General features: G+C 38.0%; 18 protein-coding genes and 1 other RNA gene. 11 read left to right on the forward strand and 8 right to left on the reverse strand.

Annotated elements, in window-relative coordinates:
- Nucleotides 1-4 precede the first annotated feature (4 nt).
- Nucleotides 5-1,261: a putative solute-binding protein gene (locus tag AC1M9K_RS07640; RefSeq protein WP_481588933.1), complete on the forward strand. Its 1,257-nt coding sequence runs from the start codon at nt 5-7 to the stop codon at nt 1,259-1,261.
- Nucleotides 1,262-1,514: 253 nt separating this feature from the next.
- Here AC1M9K_RS07640 and AC1M9K_RS07645 read toward each other — a convergent pair whose 3' ends face one another.
- From AC1M9K_RS07645 to AC1M9K_RS07660, 4 genes are all read right to left on the reverse strand, one after another.
- A complete protein-coding gene (locus AC1M9K_RS07645; RefSeq protein WP_481588934.1) occupies nt 1,515-2,489 on the reverse strand; it encodes a hypothetical protein in 975 nt (324 codons plus the stop codon).
- 401 nt (nt 2,490-2,890) lie between these two features.
- Nucleotides 2,891-3,074, reverse strand: a non-coding RNA gene (gene ssrS, locus AC1M9K_RS07650) — 6S RNA.
- Nucleotides 3,075-3,175: 101 nt separating this feature from the next.
- Entirely contained in the window at nt 3,176-3,460 is a 285-nt protein-coding gene (locus AC1M9K_RS07655; RefSeq protein WP_180027932.1) for a cell division protein ZapA, read from the reverse strand.
- Nucleotides 3,461-3,462: 2 nt separating this feature from the next.
- A complete protein-coding gene (locus tag AC1M9K_RS07660) occupies nt 3,463-4,014 on the reverse strand; it encodes a hypothetical protein (protein WP_481588935.1) in 552 nt (183 codons plus the stop codon).
- Between the two features lie 65 nt (nt 4,015-4,079).
- On the opposite strand from AC1M9K_RS07660, the gene AC1M9K_RS07665 reads away from it, so the two are divergent.
- The 5 genes from AC1M9K_RS07665 to AC1M9K_RS07685 all read left to right on the forward strand — a co-directional run bounded on the left by AC1M9K_RS07665 (nt 4,080) and on the right by AC1M9K_RS07685 (nt 9,160).
- Entirely contained in the window at nt 4,080-4,700 is a 621-nt protein-coding gene (locus AC1M9K_RS07665) for a UPF0149 family protein (protein WP_092766815.1), read from the forward strand.
- Between the two features lie 82 nt (nt 4,701-4,782).
- Nucleotides 4,783-6,102, forward strand: a complete 1,320-nt coding sequence (pepP, locus tag AC1M9K_RS07670) for a Xaa-Pro aminopeptidase (RefSeq protein WP_481588936.1) — start codon at nt 4,783-4,785, stop codon at nt 6,100-6,102.
- A gap of 195 nt (nt 6,103-6,297) precedes the next feature.
- The gene (locus AC1M9K_RS07675; RefSeq protein ID WP_481588937.1) at nt 6,298-7,506 is read left to right on the forward strand and encodes an FAD-dependent monooxygenase; all 1,209 of its coding nucleotides are present in this window, start codon (nt 6,298-6,300) and stop codon (nt 7,504-7,506) included.
- On the forward strand, nt 7,503-8,741 hold the full coding sequence (locus AC1M9K_RS07680; protein WP_481588938.1) for an FAD-dependent monooxygenase: 1,239 nt from the start codon (nt 7,503-7,505) through the stop codon (nt 8,739-8,741). Before AC1M9K_RS07675 ends, AC1M9K_RS07680 begins: the two co-directional genes overlap by 4 nt.
- Nucleotides 8,742-8,911: 170 nt before the next feature.
- Entirely contained in the window at nt 8,912-9,160 is a 249-nt protein-coding gene (locus AC1M9K_RS07685) for a hypothetical protein (protein WP_035269751.1), read from the forward strand.
- Nucleotides 9,161-9,200: 40 nt separating this feature from the next.
- On the opposite strand, the gene rsmI is transcribed toward AC1M9K_RS07685, so the two are convergent.
- A complete protein-coding gene (rsmI, locus tag AC1M9K_RS07690; RefSeq protein WP_481588939.1) occupies nt 9,201-10,043 on the reverse strand; it encodes a 16S rRNA (cytidine(1402)-2'-O)-methyltransferase in 843 nt (280 codons plus the stop codon).
- An 11-nt stretch (nt 10,044-10,054) separates the two neighbouring features.
- Here rsmI and AC1M9K_RS07695 point away from each other — a divergent pair, with 11 nt between their 5' ends.
- The 4 genes from AC1M9K_RS07695 to AC1M9K_RS07710 all read left to right on the forward strand — a co-directional run bounded on the left by AC1M9K_RS07695 (nt 10,055) and on the right by AC1M9K_RS07710 (nt 13,052).
- Entirely contained in the window at nt 10,055-10,993 is a 939-nt protein-coding gene (locus AC1M9K_RS07695; RefSeq protein ID WP_481588940.1) for a penicillin-binding protein activator, read from the forward strand.
- Between the two features lie 4 nt (nt 10,994-10,997).
- A complete protein-coding gene (locus AC1M9K_RS07700; protein ID WP_481588941.1) occupies nt 10,998-11,414 on the forward strand; it encodes a YraN family protein in 417 nt (138 codons plus the stop codon).
- Nucleotides 11,415-11,478: 64 nt separating this feature from the next.
- Nucleotides 11,479-12,171: a BON domain-containing protein gene (locus AC1M9K_RS07705; RefSeq protein ID WP_481588942.1), complete on the forward strand. Its 693-nt coding sequence runs from the start codon at nt 11,479-11,481 to the stop codon at nt 12,169-12,171.
- Complete coding sequence (locus AC1M9K_RS07710; RefSeq protein WP_481588943.1) at nt 12,171-13,052, forward strand: alpha/beta hydrolase; 882 nt, start codon at nt 12,171-12,173, stop codon at nt 13,050-13,052. Before AC1M9K_RS07705 ends, AC1M9K_RS07710 begins: the two co-directional genes overlap by 1 nt.
- A 23-nt stretch (nt 13,053-13,075) precedes the next feature.
- Here AC1M9K_RS07710 and nudC read toward each other — a convergent pair whose 3' ends face one another.
- The 3 genes from nudC to dnaQ all read right to left on the reverse strand — a co-directional run bounded on the left by nudC (nt 13,076) and on the right by dnaQ (nt 17,021).
- Entirely contained in the window at nt 13,076-13,834 is a 759-nt protein-coding gene (nudC, locus tag AC1M9K_RS07715) for an NAD(+) diphosphatase (protein WP_092766807.1), read from the reverse strand.
- Complete coding sequence (locus tag AC1M9K_RS07720; RefSeq protein WP_481588944.1) at nt 13,834-15,474, reverse strand: chemotaxis protein; 1,641 nt, start codon at nt 15,472-15,474, stop codon at nt 13,834-13,836. Before AC1M9K_RS07720 ends, nudC begins: the two co-directional genes overlap by 1 nt.
- 119 nt (nt 15,475-15,593) lie before the next feature.
- Complete coding sequence (dnaQ, locus tag AC1M9K_RS07725; protein WP_481588945.1) at nt 15,594-17,021, reverse strand: DNA polymerase III subunit epsilon; 1,428 nt, start codon at nt 17,019-17,021, stop codon at nt 15,594-15,596.
- Nucleotides 17,022-17,236: 215 nt separating this feature from the next.
- On the opposite strand from dnaQ, the gene AC1M9K_RS07730 reads away from it, so the two are divergent.
- A complete protein-coding gene (locus AC1M9K_RS07730) occupies nt 17,237-20,449 on the forward strand; it encodes a lytic transglycosylase (protein WP_481588946.1) in 3,213 nt (1,070 codons plus the stop codon).
- The last annotated feature ends 5 nt before the right edge of the window (nt 20,450-20,454 follow it).

Consider the following 20,454-nt stretch of genomic DNA (forward strand, 5'->3'; position numbering starts at 1 on the left):
GATAATGAAAAATAAAAAAAACGGTAGTCTATTTAAAAAGAGCAAGCATGCTTATCGTATGGTTATGCTCACGACAGTAATTAGTCTTTCTGGTCTAATCACAAATCATGTAAATGCTCAAACTAACTCTAAGTTGGATTTATCATTGTCCAGCCATTCTGTGAATAAAATAAAAAAACTACTGAATGATCCAAAAGTTTGGCAACAGATTCCGAAACAAGTCACCTTATGTGTGTATTCACCGAGCGGTGCTCATGGTGAAGCATTTGAGCAGGCGACGAGCTATATGAGTGAATTACCACGAATTGCTAAAGTTGCTCAAGATTTCGGCGTGCAAATGACTGTCAATCGTACGGCTAAGCTACAAATGCAGATAGATTTGAATTATCCAAAATTAAAGCAAAAAACATCCACTGAAGTTAATTTAAAAGTCTATACAGATGAACGGGTTTTAACTGAAGACTTTAGAAGTAAACGTTGTGATGGTGCTGGAATAAGTAATTTACGTGCTAAGCAATTCAACTCTTTTGTTGGAAGTATTGATGCAATAGGTGCAGTTCAAAACTATAAACAACTGACAAAAGTGATTCAGCTGTTAGCAAGACCTGAATTTGACTCAAAAATGGTCAATAAGGATTATGAGGTTGTCGGTATTGTGCCTTTAGGTGCTGCTTATATTATGGTAAATGATCGTAAAATTGATACTTTATCTAAAGCAGCTGGGAAAAAAGTTGCTGTAATGAGTTTTGACGCAACCCAAAAAAAATTAGTCCAAAATGTTGGTGCTCAACCAGTTTCAGTGGATTTAACTTCTGTAGGCGGAAAATTCAACAATAAGGAAGTTGATATTATCGCAGCACCTGCAATCTTATTTGAACCTTTGGAACTCTATCGTGGAATGACAAACAAGGGCGAGGTACGAGGCGCAATTATTCGTTTTCCACTGGTTCAAGTGACGGGTACATTGATTATGCATCGAAATAAATTTCCTGCTGGAATGGGGCCTATAGCAAGGGAGATTATTTCCAAGCAATTAACACCAGCTTATAAATTTATTGATCAAACTGAATCTAAAATTGATCCTAAATTTTGGATGAATATAAGAGATGCTGAGAAACCTGGATATTTGAAAATTATGCGCGAAGCTAGAATTCAGATGACAAAAGAAGGGCATTATCATCCTGAAATGATGTCTATCCTTAAAAAGATACGATGTAGTGATGATCCTAAGAATTATGAGTGTGCGCTTCAAGATGAGTAACTAATAATCTAAAAAATAGATGGTTTTTATAATTTTAATCGGTTTTATTTGTTTTTAGCCATGCTTTAAATTACTCACATCTTGGTTCATGAGTAAATGTGAGATGAAAATTTTTATCGCAGTAGTTACTTATACTTTGTTGATAAGTGCATGCGCATATGATCCAGTGCATTATGAGCAGCTTAGAATGTCAGAGAACGCGCAACACATGAAATTAAATGGTTAAAAAAGCCCCCAGATGGGGGCTTTATGCCTATTTCTTTTTAACGATATCGCTCCAAGACACATTAGTTGGCACGCCTGAGTTAAAGCGAACTGATGCGGATGATGAATAATCTTTAGTTTGTTCAACGACAATCTTTTGATTGTACTCATCAATAATTTCTAACTTACCGCCTGCTTTCGGGTAAATTCTCCACGACTCTTTTTCGAAGGGTTGAGTTACACTGAAGTTGAATGCATATGAAAAATTAGCATCTTTAGGTTGGCCAACGATTGTACCTTTACTTGACACACTTTGTAATTGTTCATCAAAAAAACGGTATTCATAATCCTGTAGCCCCATATATTCCAATGTAGTGCTAGGGTTGTTTTTATCTACAATCTGGAATTTTAAAGGATCTTTTACAGAATAAATTGCGCCATTAGAACCAACTGTATCTTTTACAATTTTACCAGTGACTAAATATAGTTTAGATGTATCAGTCCACGGTGTATAAAGCGCATTATTAAACTCAACTGTGGTTGAGCTTAATGTTTCAGTAAGCGAAATAGATCCTCCTTTAAATGTTACGACTTCCTTGCCGAAACTAGTAGCACAAGAATCATTACCACTTTTTAGCTTGATTGTTTGAGTAGTTCCACTTTTAGTGAGCTCAGTACAAATTAAATTTCTAAAAATTGTAAATGCACTTGTTCCTTGATCTGTTAATTCAATTACTCTACCTGTACGAGTAATGGGTCCATCACCCAATGTTTCGCCAATCATGTGTCCTAATGCTTGATTAAATCGATCATCCATGACATTTAAAGATTCTGAAAAACCAAGCGTTTCTTTAAGTTTTGTTAAAAAATCCTTATCTTTAAAAGGTATAAATGTAGAGCTCACATCACCTGGTTTAATATAATTATCATTTGGCGTGTCAAGCTTCGAGTCACTTCCACCACCACATGCACTTAGTAATGCAGCAATACTCGCAACCCCAGCCAATTTTGCTAATTTAGACATATTCTCTTCCTTTAAATATAAATCTATTCTCATTGTTTATAATGTTTGACTAATAATATGAAGTCTTTAAACAATAAGAAGACATTAAAATGAAATACTTTTTGTGTAATTTCTATTATGGGGAATAATAATTTAAATTTTAGAAAAGTTACTAGGTCATTATTAACCAAATTTACAAATAATATGTCAATTTTTTTATATTGTTAAATGTATATAAAGCAATAGGTTTAAATAATTAAATAATATTGAGAGTTAAGTATATTTGTTTTAGATTAGTGTCTAATAAGTTGTTTATAGTGAAAATAATGTGATAAAAATCAAAAAATATTAATAGTGATTATTAATTTGGGATAAAGCGCAAGGATGTTTATTCAAAAATAAGAAAAAAGAGAAAATAAAATAAAGACTCCGGAGATGCCGCTGCATGTGTCGTTACCCTGAACCCGACGAGTTCAAGGTGGACGCGACGTATACTTGCTGGGTTTCCCACTCGAGGTGGGCATACGCTCTAAATATACAGAACACAATCCATAAGTTTAAGTATCGGCAGGGGAATAGACCCGCTGGCGAACATCCCAGAGTTAAATCAAGTATAACGAAATGAGTGAGATTGGCAAACCTTGGTGTACCCATTATTTGAGTGATAATTCACTCAGTAAAACTGACTGTGCAAACTTAGATCAAATTTATACAGTTTTTTCAACGTCTTCCAAGATTGTTGCAAGTAAGCGTTCACAATGAGAATATTCTTGTAAGGATTTGTTCATTGTTAAAACTTCTTGCATAAGCTCTAAAGCCACCATGATAACGAGCTTATTGTGTTCTACGTTAGGTGCTTTTCTACGAAATTCTTGAAATTTCTCATTCAGCAAATCACCAGCACGTTGTAAATCATCTTTCCGATCTTGAGTGGTTGAAAGTCTAAATGTTTGTTCAATTAGTCTTAACTCGACTGTAACGACTTCAGACATAATTATGCTTCCTCATTTTGTTCAGCCGGATTTTCTAATTGTTGGATTTCTTGGGCATGATGATCTTGATCAGTACCTAAAATGGCCAATCGTTGAATGATTTGCTCAACCTTAGTTTTAGCGAGTTCATTTTTTTTGATTAAGCGTTGATTTTCAGCCTTCAATTCATCAATTTCTTTTTGAGCTTGACGTTGCTCAGCCAACATTTTTTCTTTAATGACTCTCAGCTCATTTCTTTCAGCCAAGATTTCCTGAAATCTATTTTTTAAATCAGTACAACTTTTTTCTAAACGACTATAACGTTCTGCTAAAGCAGTAGCATCTTGATTTAAGGTTTTGTAAATACTATCTAATTGATTGTATTTGTCATTTAGACTTTCAATCTGTTCTTGCTTTTGAGTGATGATGCTATTTTTTTGAGCGGTTTGAGTTTGATGAGTTTCCTGAAGTTCTTTCTGTTTAGCTTCAAGAGAACTATTCATTTGTTCGGTTTCGGACAAACGATGTTTAAGCGTGCCTAAATGCGTTTGTAAACGCTGTAATTGTTCTAACATAACGAGGTCGCGTAGTTTCGCAATCAAAGGTAATATATACAGAAGTATAGAGATTGGAAAAACGAATGCAAGACGATATTTCAGGTTGGACAGATTGGAACCAACAATTCGGTTCAATTGAGGAAATTACTAGTCCTAGTGAGTTACATGGTCTACTTACAGGTATTGTTTGTGTAACTGAACCGCCATCTCATGAGGAGTGGATACAAATTTTGTCTACATTGAATGTGCCTCAATTAGAACCTACTGCGCTTAATTTACTGGCTGAGGAATCTGAAGATGTTTCGCATGCTTTATCAGAAGATGAATTAGATTATTTACCCATTTTGCCTGATGATGAACATGTATTGTCTGAGCGTGTTCAAGCTTTAGCAGATTGGTGTGCAGGAGTGGTATTGGGGTTTGGATTAGCGTCTGGGCATATTCGTGCTGATGAAGCTGAGTTGATTGAACACTTGCAAGATATTGCAGCAGTCGAGTTTGAAGATTCTGATAATGATGAAGAAGGTGAAATTAGCTATCAAGAACTTTATGAATTTGTTCGATTAATTCCAGTGAGTTTATCTGTTGGACGAACCAAGATTGCTGTTGAAGAAAGCTCATTACTGAAACATGTAAAACCAACAATTTCGAAAAAAAATGAGCAAAGTGTCGTTGAGATGTTTACGCCTCATCGACCAAGTTGATTACATTTAATCAAGAGTACTACTTAACATATAAGTAGTACTGTATTTTCTTAAATTAAATAGCCTAAGCTGCAGAAAAGATATGAAACTTACTCAATCAGATTTTCAAAAACGACGTGATCAATTAGCCGCTGAAATAGGCCTAAGAAGCATTGCAATTATTGCAACACGTGAAGAAATGTTTAGAAATCGTGATGCTGATTATAAATATCGCGCTGATAGTAGCTTTTTTTATCTAACGGGATTTGCAGAGCCTGAAGCAGTTGCTGTAATTGAAACATTTGATACTGAAGAAGAAGGTTATACCTACAGTTTATTTTGTCGTGAACGCAATCGAGAGATGGAAATCTGGACAGGTTACCGTGCAGGGATTGATGGTGCAGTCGATGATTATGATGCGGATGAAGCTTATGCGATTGATCTACTAGACGAAGAAATGATCGCAAAGCTTCAAGGAAAAGAAAGATTATTTTATAGAATTGGTCAACAAGCCAGTTTTGATGCAAAAATTACAAAATGGATTGCAGAAGCAAGTGGTGAAAGCCGACGTGGTACCGCTGCACCGACACAATTGATTCAGTTAGATACAATTTTAGATGAGATGCGTCTACACAAAGAGCCAAAAGAAATAGAGTTAATGCAAATCGCATCTGATATTTCTGCTCAAGCACATACGCAAGCGATGAAATCTGTACGACCAGGAATGATGGAATATGCTTTAGAAGCGGAGCTGAATTATATTTTTGGTAAAAATGGTTGTGTACCATCGTATAACAGTATTGTGGGTGGTGGTGAAAATGCTTGTATATTGCACTATGTTGAAAATAACAAACAACTTAATGACGGCGATTTAGTTTTAATAGATGCAGCTTGTGAATATGAATTTTACGCGTCAGATATCACTCGGACATTTCCAGTAAATGGTAGATTTAATCCTGAACAAAAGGCGCTTTATAATATAGTGCTTGATGCTCAAATCGCTGCAATAGATGCGGTTAGAATTGGTAACTCTTACAAAGAGCCACACTACGTTGCTGTTCGTATTTTAGTGCAAGGCTTGCTTAATCTTGGAATCATGCAGGGTGATCTCGATGAAATCATTGAGACAGAAGCCTATCGTCAATTTTATATGCATGGAACTGGTCACTGGTTAGGCATGGATGTTCATGACGTAGGGGCATATAAAGTCGATGGAGAATGGCGAACATATCAAGAAGGTATGGTGGTGACCATTGAACCAGGTTTATATATTGCCCCTGATGATGAAACTGTCGATCCAAAATGGAGAGGGATTGGTATTCGCATTGAAGATGATATTGTTGTCACTCAAGATGGACCGAGAAACCTGACTGCTAAAGTAGTGAAAACCATTGAAGATATCGAAGCCTTGATGGCGAGTTAACCATTTTCACAAATCTCAAAAGTCGATGGAAACATCGGCTTTTTTTCAATGTCATATTCAATATTGAAAAATGAATTATGGCTTCATCTTCAATAACGCTAATTCATTATAAAAAGTAAAAACTTTATTGTAAGATGAATTTGATTAAAAATTTATGTGTATGCAGCTATTGCTTGCTTTTATAAGGATCAAAACATGCAACAAGAAGTCATCATTGTCGGTGGTGGAATGGTCGGATTAAGCCTTGCTCTTATGCTGGCTAAAACTAACATTGCAGTGAAATTGTTAGAGGCGATCAGCTATCCTAACTATGATGATGCTAACCTTGCACCATATCATTCAAGTTTTGATGCCCGTAATAGTGCGCTGTCACGTCGAAGCGTGCAAATTTATCAAGAATTGGGAATTTGGGATTCACTGCAACAATATGCAACGCCTATTTTAGAAGTAAATATCACAGAAGAAGGAAGCTTCGGTAAGGCACGTTTAATCGCGGCTCAAGAGAAAGTAGAAAGCTTTGGCCAAGTGATTGAGAATGCATGGCTTGGACGAGTATTGTTATCCGAAGTCAAAAAAAATCCACTCATTGAGTTAATTGATGGTGTTCAAGTGACGTCACTTAAACAGGATGAACATTTAGCTTATCTCGAAGCATCAAAAGCGAATGAACATTTGCAGTTTAAATCCAAATTAGTCATAGCAGCAGATGGACGTGATTCTTTCTGTCGAAAAGCACTTGGTGTTGGTGCATCAGTGCATGATTATGATCAAGTGGCGATTGTCACTACAGTGCAGACATCCAAACCTCACTCCCAAGTCGGTTTTGAACGTTTCAGCCCACTTGGTCCTTTAGCATTATTACCTTTACCTGGTGAATACCGTCGTTCTGTTGTGTGGCCAGTGCCTAAAGGTACTGAGGGAGAGTGGTTAGGTGATGAAAATGATCAGCATTTTTTAGATGCTCTTCAAAAAACCTATGGCGATCGAGCTGGTAAATTTGAGAAAACTGGTCGTAGATTTAGTTTTCCTTTATCTCAAGTTTTGGCTGAAAAACAAGCAGTAGGGCGTGTTGTACTTATGGGTAATGCTGCTCATACCATTCATCCAGTCGCAGGTCAGGGTTTTAATTTGTGTATGCGTGATGCATATGTATTGACCCGATATTTAAAACAACAAGTCATCAAAAATGCCGATTTAGGTGAAGCTGCTGTGCTGAAAGAGTATGAAAAATCTCGACTCAAAGATCAGCAACGTGTGATTAAGTTTTGTGATTCTGTGGTGCGAGGCTTTAGTAATCAAAATCCAATCCTAAAATTTGTGCGAAATACAGGTCTAATGTGCTTTGAAAATATTCCAGGTATTAAGCCACTCGTTGCCAATTATGCAATGGGGTTAAAAGCATGAATGATGCTATTTTAGATGTCGTGATTGTGGGCGGTGGTTTAGTCGGAGGATTAGCTGCTTTATTGCTGGCTAAAGGTGGAGTTCAAGCGACTGTACTTGATGCAGCACCGATATTGGATCACGAGAAGACCTTAAAATCATTGAATCCTCGTGTACTTGCATTGAGTCAAGCCACTATTCATTTGCTTAAGCATGTTGATGTATGGGATAAGTTGGCTCGTCAACAACCCTACACGGGAATGCAGGTGTGGAACAAAAATGGCTTTGGTGAAATCAATTTTGGAACATCAGCGCATTCTAAACCTGATCAAGCACAAATATTAGGTTCAATGGTCGAACCAAGTATCTTGAACCTTGCGATTCAGAGCATGATGATCGACCAGATTGATGATTACCGTACTCAGATTCAAGTGAAACATATTGAGCAAGGAAATGGTTGTTGGATTCTTCATCTCGCTGATCAAACTCAATTGAAAACGAAACTTTTAATTGGTGCGGATGGTGCAAACTCATTCGTACGTGAACAAGCCATGATTGATTTGGATGTTTTGGATTATCATCAGGCTGGTATTAGCTGTGCGATCAAGACGGAACAAGCGCATCAACATGTTGCGAGACAAATCTTCTTAGAAACAGGGCCACTGGCTTTTCTCCCAATGGCAAGTTTAGAAGATCAAGAATATGGTCATTGGCAATCCATTGTATGGACTTTACCAGATGATTATGCAGACGAATTTGCGTCACTCTCAGATGAAGATTTTGTACAATTACTGACACGAGAGAGTCATCATATGTTGGGCAAAGTATTAGCCGCAACGCCTCGAGCAAAATTCCCACTGAAAGCACGAGCTGCTCAACGATATATTAAAAATGGCTTAGCGCTAATTGGTGATGCAGCCCATGTTATTCATCCACTTGCAGGTCAGGGGGTGAATATTGGTTGCCTTGATGCAGCAATTCTATGCGATGCGCTACTTTCGGACTACGCACGTGGCGTTTGGGCTCATGAGCAAACTTTATTGAAATATGAGCATCGCCGTAAATTTCAAAACGATGCCATGATGCATAGTATGTCTATGATTGGGTGGATGGAATCTGCTCCTGTTTTTCCTATTGTTTGGGCGAGAAACTTTGGTTTGAAACAAGTTGAAAATATCAGTGCGTTAAAATCGGCGTTTATGTCGCAAGCGAATGGTTTGAGTCAGCTCAGTAATACAAGATATCAAGTGAATTGAAATCTGATCTAAAAAGAATCATCAGTATATATTTTTTTACCAATATGATTAAAAAATATACAAATGAGGTGCTTTAGATACTATGCGAACGATAAAGAGCTTGATACATTTCTCTAAAAATCAAAGCACGTTCCAATCAGGTGCGTGAAAACATTGATGGGGAGTTTGAAATGACAGACGCAAATGATTTTGATGACAACGAAGACAGTGTTGTAGACGAAAATGAATCACAAGCAGCAGAAAAAGGTGCGGCCGTAAGTGACGTTACTGTATCTGATGCCGATGTCGCGGAAGCTGAAACATTAACAGTGACAGCTAAACTCAAACAACGTCAGGCACTGGAAGATGAAGTTGCTGCTTTTCTAGCACGTGGTGGTCGTATTACTGAAGTTCCACCTGATGAATCAATAAAAGATTAATAAAAAAAGCACCATCAATATGGTGCTTTTTTTATTTTGCTTAATCATTCGCACCACTGAGCTCTAGCGCGCGTTGATATGCGACTTTCTTTTTGATTCCGGTGAGATCAGCTGCAAGTTGAGATGCTGCTTTTACAGATAAATCTTGCAATAAGCGATTGAGTAATTTATCTAATTCTTCTTGCTGCATGTCTTTTTCAGTGGCTGCTCCAGCAATGACCAGTACAATTTCACCTTTTTGCTGGTGATGATCATTTGCAATAAATGATTGTAAATCTCCAAGGGTCATTTTTTTGATTGTTTCGAAGGTTTTGGTAATTTCACGTGCAAACCCGACTTCACGGTCAGCCCCGAACACAGAGACCATATCCGTTACAGAGTCTAGGATTCGATGTGGTGCCTCATAGATGATCATGGTATGCGTGTTGTCTTTCAGTTTATTTAATTGAATAAGACGTTGTGATTGTTTCGAAGATAGAAATCCTTCAAAACTAAAGTGATCACTGGGTAGACCTACAGCGCTTAATGCTGCAATAGCTGCACATGCACCTGGAACAGGAACGACACGAATACCATGCTCCTGAGCTGCACGAACCAATTTAAAACCAGGATCACTAATCAATGGTGTACCTGCATCACTGACGAGTGCAACATTTTCACCATTTTTTAACTTATCGATAATTATATCAATTTTGTTACTTTCATTGTGATCATGGCACGCTGTAAGCGGAGTTGAGATATTATAGTGTTTCATTAAAAGAGCGGACTGACGTGTGTCTTCTGCCGCGATAAGAGAGACAGACTTTAAAACATCAATTGCTCTATAAGTCATGTCATCTAAGTGCCCAATTGGCGTCGCTACAACAAATAACTGAGCACTCATAAGGTTTCTCCATGTTGGATCTATTAAGAATAAAAAAAGAATTCATTGGTATTGGCTTATGTGGAATGATTTTCCAAGCCCAAGCGGAAGTATTGGTTATTTTACCTGATTCAGGCCCTATGGCGCGAGCAAGTAATAGTATTAAAAATGGTATTGATGAGGCTTATCAAAAGTCTAAAAGTGAAATGCCAATCAAATATGTCAATTCGGATCAAAAACGATTAAAAGAGATCCTAAAGACGCAAGTCAGTCAAAACACCAAACTTATTATTGGTCCATTAACCAGACAGGATGTCGAAGCAATAATGAAAGAACCGCTTAAAATTCCTGTTTTAGCACTGAATGAAGTTCCTTCTAAGCATGCAAAAGTGTGGCAGTTTAGTTTATCGAAAACTGATGATGCTCAAGTTTTAATTAAACAGATTGAAAAGGATCGAGTTCAACATCTCTATATCTTGCGTGAGTCTGGTACTGAGTCCGAGAGTTTAAGCTTTGTAAATGCCGTGTTTAAAAATTTTCATGGTAAGTTTTCTCTAGTCCAACAATTGCCTGATATAAAGTCAAATGAAGGGGTGTTGCTTTTAGGCAGTATGGCGTGGATCAACTCATTGAAGAATAAGCCTTCAAAACGTTTGTATGTTCAGGCTTTTGCTATTGATCATAATATGGATATTCCGAAGGGAACTAAATTCTGTGATGTACCAGTCATGGTTCAATTTTTAAAAAAACCTAATCAAACAACAGAAAATACTGCTGCATTCCAACGTCTCAATGCCTTCGGTCAAGATGTTTGGCGTTTGGCGGATTTGATGTTGAAAACGAAGAATCCTGATCAAATATCAATTCAAGGTCAGACTGGGCATTTGAGTTTTAAAGAGCATCGGATCGAAAGAAAACCTGCTTGTTTCGAGAAAACATGGTTTAGATTAAAAATATTTAAGAGGACTTAAATGGATGAGTTCTCAACAATTAGGTATATGGGCTGAAGACCAAACTGAAAAAGTCTTGATCTCACAGGGTTATATTGTGCTGGCTCGAAATTTTCATTCTCGTTATGGTGAGATAGACCTGATTGCTCAACGTGATCTTGAGCTTATATTTGTTGAGGTCAAAGCCAGATCAAAAACAACCTATGCTTCAGCACTAGAATCAATATCATCGAGCAAGCAAATTAAAATTGCGAAAACAGCAATGTCATTTCTTCAAAAATTTCCAAGCTATACAGAGTTTTATTATCGTTTTGATGTGTTTTGTTTTGATTTTCATAAAAAAATTGCAAAACCGTTACAGCATGAAATTTCTGATATAGATTATGATCTCGAGTGGATTGAAAATGCATTTACAATAAATGCAGACTTGATTAATCTATGAACCGAATGAGCTAAGCCATTTCCAACAATAGAAAAAATTCAAGTTTCACGAGGAGACGGATTGAGTGTTGAAGCGTATTGTAATTTCGATGGCGTGTGTTGCTAGTCTTTCAGGCTGTGCAAGTTTTATTTCAGGTGGAACTGGCGCAGAACCAGTTGGGGTGGTGAGTGGAGCTCGTTCTTTAGGTCAGGTATTTATTGACTCTTCAATTGAACGTACAGCAAAGATCAATTTATACAAATTGGATGCTCGTTTTAAACAATCTCGAGTCAATGTGAATAGCTTTCACAGTAATGTCTTGTTAACAGGTCAAGTGCCTGATGCGCATTTGAAACAGTTAGCAGAAGATAACGTTCGAGCGATGAGTGATGTGAAATCTATTCATAATTACATCACAGTTGGTCCTCAAATTGGTTACTCTACCATCATGCAAGATGCGACTGCGACAGCGAATACACGTGGCTTAATTATGCGTGCGCCAGTTGTTTCAGACAGTAAAGTCTTGGTTCATACTGAAGATGGCGTGTTATATGTGATGGGACGCTTAAATACAGCTGAAGAGCAAGATCTCATTGAAGTTTTACAACGAGTAGGGAATGTAACGAAAATTGTTACTTTGATTGATAACGTGGAATCTGCTCAAGTAGGTGCAGGTGTTCAATCATCATCACTTATTAACCCTTCAGCGGTGAGTACTCAACCTTATGTTGAGACACCCGTTGCAATTGATCCTGATGCTGGTGTTAGTTACCAATAATGTCGAATAAGATTGCGCAATTTTTTCCGAAATCAGTTCAGTTAAAACTTACCCAGTTGAATCAAAAACTGAATGCTTTTCGCCCATATAATTTGGGTGGTTTGGCATTAAATCAATTGACCTCAAATAAAGGCTATTCTGTAAAAAGAAATATTGCTTATGGTCTTAAAGCTCGGCAACGACTGGATCTTTATGTTTGCCAAGCACCAGCGAATAAACCTTTAGTTATATTCGTGCATGGTGGTGCATGGAGTAGAGGAAGTAAGGACGATTACAAGTTTCTTGGAGAAAGTTTGACACGTGCTGGATATAACCTCGCCGTAATAAACTATCATCTGGCGCCAGAACATATTTTTCCTCGTTACGTAACTGACCTTGCAGATTCAATTCAATATTTAATCAAAAGTGCTGATAAATATGGTATTTGTGCAGATCAAATAGCGCTTATCGGACATTCTGCTGGTGCTTTTAATGTGATGTCATTGATTTACCATCCTTCATTCATTGACTTTGAAGGACGAGATCGAATTAAAGCGTTGATTGGTTTGGCTGGACCCTTTCACTTTAACTATCTAGGTGATCATTTATCTGAACATGCATTCGATAAAGCAGTAAATTTCAAAGCGGTGATGCCATACTATTTTGTAGAGAAAAATAATATTCAGCACTATATTTTTCTAGCAGATCAAGATACGTTGGTAAAAGATCATAATTCTGAAGAGATGCATCAAGCACTGTTAGCTGTAGAGAATCATAGCCAGCTCATTCGGGTGCCTCGTACTGGACATGTATCAATCATGGCAACAACTGCCACATTATTTGATCGACTCTTCAAAACTCGATCTCTCATCCTGAAAGTTTTAGAAGAGTCCTTCAAATAAATCTATAACGATTCGGATTTGATTTATTCAGATTTGAAAGGAGTATTGTGAATGACATGTTGAATCATGGCATGCGCAATACTTCCTGCAAATGGAATTTCTGGTAAGTCATCAAATTTAAAGAATTGGGCATCACTAATTTCATCTTCTTGAAGCACAATTTCACCTGAATCATACTCGGCTCGAAAAGCAATCATTAAATTACTTGGGAATGGCCAAGGTTGGCTGGCAAGATATTGAATATTTTTAACGTTTAGACCAATTTCTTCCATGGTTTCGCGTTGCACAGCCTCTTCTAAAGTTTCACCAACTTCGACAAAACCTGCAATTAATCCATACATATTGGATTTATTTTTTGCATTTTTCGCCAGCAAAATTTCATTGTCACCTCGTGTGATTACGGTGATAACACAAGGTTGAACACGAGGGTATTGGTGATAATTACATGCTGGGCAGATCATGGCATATTCTGAACGGTGAACATCCGTTTCTGTACCGCAATGACTGCAAAATTTATGATTACGACGCCATTCTAATAATTGAACTGCTCGACTCGCTTGTTCAAATTGTTGCTTAGACCATTGAGTGATCAACTGTCGGATTGGCACAAGTTGATAACCTTTAGGAATTGCTTCTTCAATATGTAGATCTCGTGCAATTACCTGATCACCAGATTTGAAAATCAGATCACTCTCTAAACGTTCAACACGTGGTAATTGGAAGTTTTCATCGACGAGAAGTTGATGTTGTTTAAAAATATAAGCAACAGAGAGTTCAGACATTAGGCAACCGCTTTAATTTTTTGACTGCTGATGAGTGCAGTCTCAGATACTGATTTATGAATAGGATAATCATACTTCAAGCCATCAAGATGAAGCTCTAGACTGGCAAGCACATCTTGAATGTGCTGAAGTTGTTGGGGGGTGAGTGATTTCTGAATATCGTAATAGTGTTCAACCGCCTCAACACTATTTTTTAGCGCATTACTTAATATTTGAGCATCAAGAAATAGAGCAGCTCCGCTTAATTGTCTTAAATTGGTTGTGATGTTTAATAAATCCTTTGTGTCTTGAACATCATTGCTTTGAAAAAGTTTATCGCCTAGTTCTTGCAAGAGAATTCGAGCTTCTTTTTGCAGCGTTTCATGTGCATCATCTAGCCGATCCAGTGATATATTCATATTATTCACATCAAGTTGAATGCGAGTTGGTGCGAAATTTCGCTTCAAAATCCCGATAGAGTTCATAGCCGATAGCATGCTGTTCATTAATCGTTGAGCAAAATCGGCATTTTGTTGAATATAGGTTTGATGAAAATGATCTGCTTGCAGTTTCATCTCTGCATAAGCTTCATTAAGATTCATGACTAAAAAGATATTTGCCATACGATACAGCTTTAAGCGAATATCTAAAATTTGATCGTCAGTAAAACTTTGATAGTGACTTTCAATATCTAACCTTAATTGATTCAATTCTTCTGTAATCAAGTGAGCAACGGTATCGATTGTTCTTTGATCAGGTCCAAACAGATGGCGACTAAAAATTTGTAGTTGAACATCAGTCAAAATGTTGTCCGAGATTTGAAAATACTCACGAAGCATTTGTGAATCGTAGTTTTCTTGGCTAATACAAATCGCTAAAGCATTAGCAAAGTCAGTTTCATCGACCTGAAAATGCTGGGGTGCATTTAAAAACTCTCGGATCTGACTGCCAACTTTAGCCAACCATTTTAGGCGTGCATCACTGAGAATGAGTTGGTCAAGTTGATTAAATGCGATTTGCATCAGAAGCCAATATTGTTGACTCGGTGTTTCAAGAGAGAGCAGTGCTATATGATCTACAATGAGTTTAAAACGATCAAAATCGTCTTCAGTTTCATTTTGCGTCACTAATTTTATTAAACAATCTTTATATAGTGTATTCCAATAATCAGATGAATTAATCTGATTCGATGAAGCTTGCGGTGTTAAAGTTAATTGTTTCTGAGTGGTCTGAATTCCATTACCCAAAGCTGTGCAAGGGATGTTCAATACTCGCTCAAGATGGTTAAGTGTGTCTAAGAGAAATTGGGGGACATCGACTTCACGTAAGCAAATAAATTCAATATATCGCTTTAGCATCGTTGTACCATCACTTAATGCAGCAGTGTATTTCAGGTTTTTTGCAGTTGGATTTTGCATCATCTTTGACATGACTTGCGCACAGTAGTGTGCAAGTTGTGCGAGATGAGGAAGCTCGATCATGGCAAAAACTTGATTGGATTGTTCAAGTCGAATGAATGCGTCATCTATCCCAAAAGGAAGTGTTTGATCCTCAATAAGCTCTGATACTGTATTTTCGACCTGATCGATGATTTGATCAATTTCTTTTTTAACAATAAGTAATGCTGTAGGGTCAAAATAAATTGAACTTTGATAAGACATCGATCGAAACCTATGTTGGCCGTTAATTTTGCTCAGAGCCCAGATAAGGGGAATTTTTGCTCTAAATGAATATAGCCGAACTGATCGTACTTTACAAAATGAATCAAGCAGATGGAAGATTATTTAGCAAATAAACACGGCTCACCATTTTTTTCTTGGTAATCTTCGATCCATTTTTGGTGTGCTGCTAATTCCTCATCAGAAGCATAAATGATTGGTAAATCTACCTCAATTTTTTGGTACTGATTTTGCCCAGTTTCAGAATGATGATCATGTGCTGAGAGTGCATCGATATCAAATGAAACTTGACCACCTGTCATGGCTAAATAAACATCTGACAGAATTTCTGCATCCAGTAAGGCGCCGTGGAAGGTACGATCACGCTGTGGAACTTCGTAGCGTTTCACTAATGCATCCAATGAGTTCTTTTGACCTGGATGTTTCGCTTTTGCCATTGCAAGTGTATCGGTCACTGCGCAGACTTCTGAAAGCGTACCAAAGCCAGCACGTTTGAACTCCATATCTAAGAAGTTCATATCGAAAGTTGCGTTGTGTGCGATAATTTCTGCACCTTTTAAGTACTTATACAGTTCAGCAGCGATTTCTTCAAATATAGGTTTATCTTTCAAAAAATCATCAGAAATACCGTGAATTGCTTCAGATTCACCGACTGGTTTTTTGGGATTGATATAAATGTGAATCGAACTTCCTGTCAGTTTACGATTGATCATTTCAATCGCACCCACCTCGATAATACGGTCTGTATCTTGATAATAAAAACCTGTAGTTTCCGTATCTAAAATCAGTTGGCGTGGTCCCTGTAAATTTAAACGAGCAGGTGTGACCACAATATGTGGATGCGATTTTTCAGCTAACTGAGGAACGCTTTGATCTACAGATTCAGAATTTAAGTCCTGTGCATCAACTGTCTTAATAATATCCTTAATAATATCTGAGGAGTTTGAGGTGACTTCGTCCGTGCGGTATTCAGCTTGATCATCATTTTCTGCTAAATCAATTTCAACTTCTTCATCTTGATCATTGAGATCTAAACCAAACGGATCATTGAGCAACCAATCTTCAGGCTGTTTTTTTTTATCATTCGCTTGCAGGGAATTTTTAAATTGTTCAGTCGTTTGGTCAGCGCCTTGATTAGCTAACTGATCTGCCATTTCATTGCCTGGATGTCCTGCATGACCTTTAATCCAGTTCCATTCAATGTCTCGACCTTGACAAACTTGATCCAAAGTTTGCCATAAATCAGGATTTTTTACGTCTTTCCAATTTTTCTTTTTCCAACCACTGATCCATTCAGTAATACCGCGTTTTACATAGTTTGAGTCTGTCCAAATGATCAGCTTTGCATCAACAGGACAAAATTTGATTCCTTCGATTGCAGCGGTTAACTCCATACGATTATTGGTCGTGTCTGGTTCACCACCACATATTTTATGTTCTGTATCCTTAGTGATGATGTAAGCACCCCAGCCACCTAGCCCAGGATTACCACGACATGCGCCATCAACATAAAGTGTTATTTCAGACATAGTTTGAACCAATCAATCGAATAAAGTGTTGAACATCAAGTTCGGAAATTTTATTGTATACGTAAATGCGAAACATCAGTGCGATAACTGGATATTTTTTAATGTCTTGTAACATTTATAAGCAATTACTCATCAAGAAGAGACTTGCCTGAACAACGAGCTCCTCTAAAATGGCTTATATACAATAAATTTACTATGCGTCTTTCGGAATTTGTATGTCTAAAACAACCACCGCAGTGTGGCAGCCATCTGCAACTTTTTTATTTAAAATTTCAGTAATTACTTCCGCAGTAACCGGATTAGGCGTAATGACTGGCTGTACAGCGAGTCCCACTTCTGCAAAGACGCAAAAGTCGAATCAACTCGGCATGTTAGATGCCAGTAGCTTAGATTCACTTGAAGATCTTTTATCTGCAACTGATATGCGTGCAGTTGAAGGTGATCGTTTACTTATTTTAAAACACGGCGATGTTTGGAAACGTATGACCGTTGGTTTTAAAATGGATGAAACAAAGTGGGATCCACGGATTGATGCTCAAAGAAGTTGGTTTATTACGCGTCAGCCTTATCTGGATCGTTTATCCGCTCGAGCTTCTCGTTATCTTTATCATACTGTAAAGGAAGCAGAGCGCCGTGGATTACCTACTGAACTTGCTTTACTTCCCGTTATTGAGAGTTCCTATGATCCTGCTGCAACGAGTTCAGCGGCAGCTGCAGGGATGTGGCAATTTATCCCAAGTACAGGTCGTATTTATGGATTAAGACAGACCAATTTGTATGATGGACGCCGTGATGTAGTTGAGTCTACACGTGCAGCCTACGAGTTTTTAGGAAGTTTATATAACCAATTCGGTTCATGGGAATTAGCTTTAGCGGCTTATAACGCTGGTCCTGGACGTATTCAACAAGCGATTAACCGTAATAAGGCTGCTGGCTTGCCTACAGATTATTGGTCATTACGTTTACCTCAAGAAACAATGAACTATGTACCTCGTTTCCTTGCGGTTGCACAGATTATCAAATCCCCTGAAAAGTATGGCGTAAGATTACCACCAATTGCGAATCGTCCTCACTTTAGAGAAGTTCCAGTTCCAGCAGGTGCGAGTTTAAACGAAATTGCTTCTCTGACAGGCTTAAGTCGTGCAGAACTTTATCAACTGAATCCAGGGCATCGTGGTGATATCATTGATCCTCAAAGTCCACAGCGAATTTTAATTCCAGCAGATTTAAATCCAAATATTGATCGTAAACTGAAAGCACTTAAACCAAGCAGTACAGGTCTATGGGCGAGCGCTTCAAGCCCTGTTTCTACATCTACGCCAGCAACCACAATTACAACGACAGTAAATACACCAAAAGCTTCAAATGCTTCCGTAATGGCAACTCAAACAGCGAAACCAGTTAATAATACTCAAACATCTTCAGTATCTACAACAATTTCAACATCGAAGGGTAGGACTCCTTCTGGTTCTGATGCATTGGCAGCTTTTGCCGCTTCGGCAGTGGTGCCAAGCGCACCTCGTATACCTGTTGCTGTTACACCGGCGCAAAATGTTAAACCTGTACGTGTAGAACCAGAAATCACTGCTGAAGAAAAAGCCAAAATCTTAGCTTCAATTGCACCTGAAAAAACCACAACAACTACGAGTTCTGATCAAATTATTGCCTCGGTCATTGAACCACAGGCCACTGAAGCAGAAAAAGCGGAAGTCGTTAGAGAGATTAGTGCCATTGCACCTCAAGGTACTGAGATTGTCGATCCGTTGGATGGCAAGATTAAATTAACTGCGATTCAAACAAGTCAATCTGTGGCAGCAGGACAAGGTTCAGAAGTTAAAGTTGGCTTTGCTTATCCTAAATCTGTGGCAGAAAGTACATTGCCTACTTCTGAGGAAGCCCAGCTTAATCAAGGTAAGGCATTTAAGAAAACTGAAAGTGAAGTGGTTGTAGAACCACCTAAGGGTAAGCGTAGTACGTATACGGTACTCCCTGGTGACACGCTAGCAATTATTGCAATGAAAAACGGCGTAAGTTGGAGAGATATTGCAAAATGGAACCAAGTAGATCCAAATGCAACCTTATATGTAGGTGCGACCCTATATCTCTACGATGCTAAGCCAGTGACATCTGCTCAGAAAACGGATATAAAGCCAGCAAGTTATATTGTAAAAGCAAATGATAGTCTGACTAGTGTTGCAAACCAGTTTGATTTGAGCGTCCAACAATTGGCTGAATTGAATGGTCTAACTATCAATAGTAATTTACTGGTTGGGCAGAAGTTAAATCTAATCCAGTCTCAAGCATCTAAATCAAGCAAAACAGAACAAGCTGTAACAAAGGTTCAAACGAAATCTTATACGGTTAAACGTGGCGAATACTTAAAGTTAATCGCTGATCGATATGGACTTTCGACTCAAGAGTTAGCGTCATTAAGCTCAGGACTGAAAGCTGATAGTAGCCTGTACGCGGGTCAAAAAATTAATGTTCCTTTAGAAGAAGTGCAATCTGCTACAGCTTCATCAACAACTCGCGCGAGTAATGCTAAAACTGTACCTGAAATTCAGACTGAAACTTACCGCGTACAACGAGGAGATACGTTGTACAACATTGCAAATGCGCATAAGTTAACCGTTGTTGAGTTGGCGACACTGAATAATTTGGATATTGAAAAAGGATTGATGGTTGGTCAAACCATTAAAGTACCAGCGGGATCTAAAGTACCAGAGCAATATGTTGTTCAATCAGGCGATAGCCTGAATGCCATTGCAAGCAAATATAATCTTTCTGTTGCACGGTTAGCAGAAATGAATGGCTTGCGAACGAATGCTGGTTTACAAGTTGGGCAAAAGCTGAATTTGAAAGAAGATGAAAATAAAGCTTCCACTAAGCAGAGTTCGACACGAAATAATTCGGTTGCTGAGAAAGTGGAGTTTCACACTGTGAAGAGTGGAGAGACCTTAGCAAGTATTGCGCGACAATATGATATGCCGCTTCAATCATTACTTACGCAGAATGATCTAAATGCGAGATCAGTCCTTCAAATTGGTCAAAAATTAAAAGTAAGTGGCGATGTTGAAAAGACGGCTGCAAGTACAGAAAAAACACCAGTCCGTCAATCAAAATCGCGTGATACAGAGGATTATGCTGTCAAATCAGGCGAGTCTCTTCATGTTATTGCTACACGATTTGACATGACTGCAAAAGAACTTGCAGATCTCAATAAGTTAAACCTACGTGCTGGATTGCAAAGAGGCCAAATTATTCAAGTTCCTAAAGTGGTCACAGATTATAAAGTCCGTAGTGGTGATTCCCTGTACAGAATTGCGAATCGATTTGGTATAGACATTGATCAGCTTGCAGAAATGAATGGTTTGAAACCAAACACACCTTTACAGATTGGTGCTACGATTAAAGTTCCACATTCTTAAGTCTG

It is taken from the genome of Acinetobacter sp. 24-47-67, assembly GCF_056779735.1.